Origin of the sequence: Bulleidia sp. HCP3S3_C9, from assembly GCF_052064035.1 — a bacterium.
Taxonomy (GTDB): Bacteria; Bacillota_I; Bacilli_A; order Erysipelotrichales; family Erysipelotrichaceae; genus Bulleidia.
In genome coordinates this window covers 1-4,878 of record NZ_JBQHWJ010000083.1, presented here as the reverse complement: position 1 = coordinate 4,878, position 4,878 = coordinate 1, and the positions used below count along the sequence as shown (strand labels likewise).

Below are 4,878 nucleotides of genomic sequence, written 5' to 3'. Positions count from 1 at the left end.
ATGTCATCTCCTTGAATGTGCTGACATTATAATGCTGCTTAATTGTTGTTACTGTCCATATATTCGTACAATATTAAAATATGTTCACCATTTTGCTAATATAGCCTTCTTTTTTACACACGATCCTCTCTATCAAAGGAAAGATATCTTGTTCCCTGAAACATCAGCTTTCCTTTGTCTCCTTCTACAAGCATGCCATATTCACTTCCAGATACATGAAATTCCATGCGGTCTCCACTTTCTACCTGAAACGTAACATAATAATACGTACTTGTTAAAGTGTGATGACCATGTGCTCCTGTTGCATCTCCTGCATTATGATGATGGTGATGTTCTACATTCATGCGTTTTGCAACAACAGTTGCTTCTACTGTTAAGCGTGGAGATTGATTATTTTTATGCCATGTCATGATTCCCTGTACCAATGTAAAAATGATCATTCCAAGTACCAGTGCAAATACAATAGGAAATATAATATCGAAGAATTGAAACATCCACATAGAATCCTCCTTGTGTCTTTTTTGACACTATAAATTATTTTCACTTTGTTTATTTCTAAGCTTATTTTATCGGAAAATATGAATATTTACAAACATATTACAAAAGGCGTGTACCGATATGATCACGCCTTTATTACTATCTTAAATTATATCTGATTCGTCACTATAGGATGTATGTAATAGCTTATGTGCAATTTCAGAACCTGGTTCTACCAGGAATTCTTCATACAGCTTCTGTACTGCAGATGAGTCACAGGAAATTCTTGCACTCTTGTTACGGTCAATAGACTGTATACCTTTTCTTCTTGCAAGCATTGTTTCCGCATACTTTCCATCTTTGGCAACTGGCTGTCCACCACCATTCAAACATCCACCAGGACAAGCCATGATTTCAATGAAATGATATTGCTTTTCACCACTGCGAATTCTTTCAATGACTTTAGACGCATTCTTTAATCCAGAAGCAATACAGATTGATAGTTCTTTACCTCCGACTTTAACCGTAGCTTCCTTAATACCATCTTCATATCCACTCTCCCAGTTGATATTCCATGGAGCATCGCCATCCAGCCATACACCCGCAGTACGGATTGCAGCTTCCATAACACCACCAGTCTGTGCAAAGATATCAGCAGCACCTGTAGATTCACCAAGTGGAGAATCAAATGTTCCTTCAGGAAGATTTCGAATATCCAAGCCATAACGCTTTACCATGGCAATAAATTCTTTCACTGTCATGGAGTAGTCTGTCTGTTGAACACCATCCACCTGATTCTGTTCTCTTGTAATTTCTTTTTTCTTCGCGGTACATGGCATCAAAGATACAACGACCATCTTCTTTGGATCAATGCCATATTTTTCAGCATACCAGCTGCGTGCAATGGATGAGAACATTTCCTGTGGGGACTTACAGGAAGATGGAAGATCCAGCATATCTGGATGATGTGTTTCTAGATATTTAATCCATCCTGGACAGCAGGAAGTAATCATAGGTAATTTACCACCCGCCTGTAGACGATCCACAAGTTCATGTGCTTCTTCCATAATTGTAAGGTCAGCAGAGAAGTTTGTATCAAATACACGATTAAATCCCATATAACGTAACGCAGTAATCATTTTTCCTGTAACGTCAGTTCCAGGCTCCATTCCAAAGCCTTCACCAATGGATACACGAACGGCAGGAGCAGTCTGAACAATACAGAACGTCTCTGGATCTGTCAGCTTCTTTTCAATATCAGGTGCATCTTCATACTGCATCAAAGCACCTGTTGGACATACCTGAATACATTGACCGCAGTTTACACACTTATGTCCTTCAGAAATCACTGTTGCAAAGCCTCTTTGTGTTGCGGAAATTGCACCAATGCCCTGAATTTCTTCACAGAAAGCTGTACATCTGTTACAGAGAATACATTTCGAAGGATTTCTTAAAATTGCGCCAAAACGATATTCTTTATTTTCCTGTGATAATGGACCAGCAAATTCGAGATTATTGCTGACACCAAGTTTTGCGGAAAGTGCCTGTAATTCACAATCTCCAGACTTGCGACAAGTCAAACAGGCATTTGGATGATTGCTTAACAGAAGTTCAACGATATTCTTTCTTTCTTGTCTGACTTTATAGGAATTCGTTAAAATTTCCATGCCTTCTTCAATATACGTTGCACAGGCAGGACTAAGATTTCTTCTACCCTTTACTTCTACAATACAAACTCTGCAAGAAGCAGGACGATGGACAAAATTACAATCATCTTTTTTCAAAAAACATAACGTTGGAATATCAATACCATGCTTCCTCGCAACATCTAGAATAGTCAAAGAAGAATCTTCCTGCATGTGTATTCCATTCATTGTAATATTCTTTAACATACCATTCTCCTTTCCTATTTCTGAATTGCCTTTGGTTTTGCTGGACATACACTTAAGCATGAACCACAGCGAACACATTTCTCTGTATCAATTTCATACGCCATGAGTCTAGGATTCTTGCCAGGCTGATCACTCTTTTTGATTGCTTCTACTGGACAGTTTCTCGCACACATACCACATCCTAGACATAATGATTTATCAATTTCAAACGCAACAAGTTTCTTGCAGGAACCTGCAGGACACTTCTTATCTACAACATGCGCAACATATTCATCACGGAAATTATGCAATGTCGATAAGACAGGGTTTGGTGCAGTCTGTCCAAGAGCACACAAAGCAGAATCTTTGATTGTTTCTGCAAGTCTTTCAAGTCTGTCAAGATCTTCCAGTGTTCCTTCACCTTCAACAATACGATTCAAGATTTCAAGCATACGCTTGTTACCAATACGACAAGGTGTACATTTACCACAGGATTCTTCTACTGTAAATTCAAGATAGAATCTTGCAATATCAACGGCACAGTCATCTTCATCTAAAACAATCATACCGCCAGATCCCATCATGGATCCACGCTGTACAAGGTTATCATAGTCAATTGGTGTATCAAGATCTTTTTCTGTCAGACATCCTCCAGATGGACCACCTGTCTGAACTGCCTTGAACTTTCTGCCATTTTTAATACCGCCACCGATATCATAAATAATTTCACGTAATGTTGTTCCCATAGGCACTTCAACAAGACCAACATTATTCACTTTTCCAGCAAGTGCAAATACCTTTGTTCCCTTTGATTTTTCAGTTCCAATCGATGCAAAATTATCTGCTCCATCTAAAATGATTGTTGGAACATTAGCCCATGTTTCAACGTTATTCACGTTTGTTGGTTTTCCATTTAAACCTTTGACTGCAGGGAATGGCGGCTTCAATGTTGGTTCCCCACGATGCCCTTCAATTGAATGAATCAATGCAGTTTCTTCACCACATACAAATGCGCCTGCACCATAGCGAATATAAATACGGAAACTAAAATCAGTTCCAAGAATATGATCCCCTAAGCATCCATATTCTTCTGCTTCTTTGATTGCAATACGCAAACGTTTGATTGCCAATGGATATTCTGCACGGATATAGATTTCACCTTCATCTGCACCAATAGCATATCCCGCAATTGCCATTGCTTCTAATACAGAATGCGGATCACCTTCGAGAATAGAACGATCCATGAATGCACCTGGATCTCCTTCATCTGCATTACAGATAATATATTTCTTATCTGCATAGCTTGCCTTGGCAAAACTCCATTTCTTTCCTGTCGGGAAGCCTGCACCACCTCTACCGCGCAAGCCAGAACGTGTCACTTCTTCAATGACATCATCGCGACTCATTTCATACAATGCTTTCGCTAATGCCTGATAGCCTTTTGTTGCAATGCAGTCTTCAAAACTTTCTGGATTAATTAATCCTGCTTTGTGCAATGCAATACGGTGTTGCTTTCCATAGAATGGAATATCATTCTGATGCTTTGCATGATCATGATGATCAAGTTTGTATAACAGATCTTCTACGACTGTATCATGCACGATTGCATCAATGATTCTGCCAGCATCTTCTTTTTTCACCTGTACATAGAAGATTTCATCTGGATAGATCTTCACAATTGGTCCTCGAGCACAGAAACCAAAGCATCCCGTAATCGTTGCTTCAATCGTATCTTCCATGTGTCTTTCTTGAATATGCTTGTTTAATTCTTCAACAATAAGCAAAGAATCCTGGGAAGCACATCCCGTACAGGAACAGACAGAAATAATTTTTCTTTTGGAATGTAATATTTCTAATTTTTCATCCGCAAGATGTTTCAAATCACCATATAAAGAAAGCAAATCTTCTCTACTGTTTAATCTAGTTGTCATATTTCTTTCTCCTTCTTCATATAGGTTTCCAGGATGCCTGGAACATCCTTCGCAGTAATATTTCCATATGTCTTTCCATTGATCTGCATGACAGGTGCTAAAGCACAAGCACCGACACATCTAAGTGTTGTAATGGTAAATCTTCCATCTTCAGTTGTTTCTCCATTATGAATGCCTAAATAGTTTTCACATGCTTCCAGCAGTTTTCCAGATCCCTTTACAAAGCACGCCGTACCAAGACAGATCGAGATAACATTCTCACCTTTTGGCTGCATCGTAAAAAAGGAATAGAACGTAACAACGCCATAGACCTGTGATACATTGACACCGATGCAATCTGCAATATGCTTTTGTACTTTCATTGGAAGGTACCCAAAAATTCCTTGTGCTGTGTGCAAGATAGCAATCATTTCCGACGGACTGTTTCCAACAGATTCAATGAAAGCATCCAGTTCAGCAAACATTTCTTCATTTGTCCTCATAAACACCCTCCCTAATAAGTCAAATGTTATTTAGCTTATTTAAGCCATTTTTTAGTACTTATTTTGATATAAGCCAATAGGTTATGGATATTTCTTGCATCGATGTGCTGAATTATA

The 4,878-nt window shown here is 38.7% G+C and carries 4 protein-coding genes; all 4 read right to left on the bottom strand.

Annotation, left to right across the window (positions count from 1 at the left end; all coding sequences use genetic code 11):
• Nucleotides 1-113: 113 nt before the first annotated feature.
• Entirely contained in the window at nucleotides 114-500 is a 387-nt protein-coding gene (locus tag ACTND6_RS10465; RefSeq protein WP_441024136.1) for a DUF2500 domain-containing protein, read from the bottom strand.
• 141 nt (nucleotides 501-641) lie between these two features.
• Nucleotides 642-2,369 (bottom strand): [FeFe] hydrogenase, group A, encoded by a 1,728-nt coding sequence (locus ACTND6_RS10460; protein WP_441024135.1) that lies wholly within the window; start codon nucleotides 2,367-2,369, stop codon nucleotides 642-644.
• A 14-nt stretch (nucleotides 2,370-2,383) separates the two neighbouring features.
• Entirely contained in the window at nucleotides 2,384-4,279 is a 1,896-nt protein-coding gene (locus tag ACTND6_RS10455; RefSeq protein ID WP_441024134.1) for an NADH-ubiquinone oxidoreductase-F iron-sulfur binding region domain-containing protein, read from the bottom strand.
• Nucleotides 4,276-4,761 (bottom strand): NAD(P)H-dependent oxidoreductase subunit E, encoded by a 486-nt coding sequence (locus ACTND6_RS10450; RefSeq protein WP_178176154.1) that lies wholly within the window; start codon nucleotides 4,759-4,761, stop codon nucleotides 4,276-4,278. Before ACTND6_RS10450 ends, ACTND6_RS10455 begins: the two co-directional genes overlap by 4 nt.
• Nucleotides 4,762-4,878: the final 117 nt, after the last annotated feature.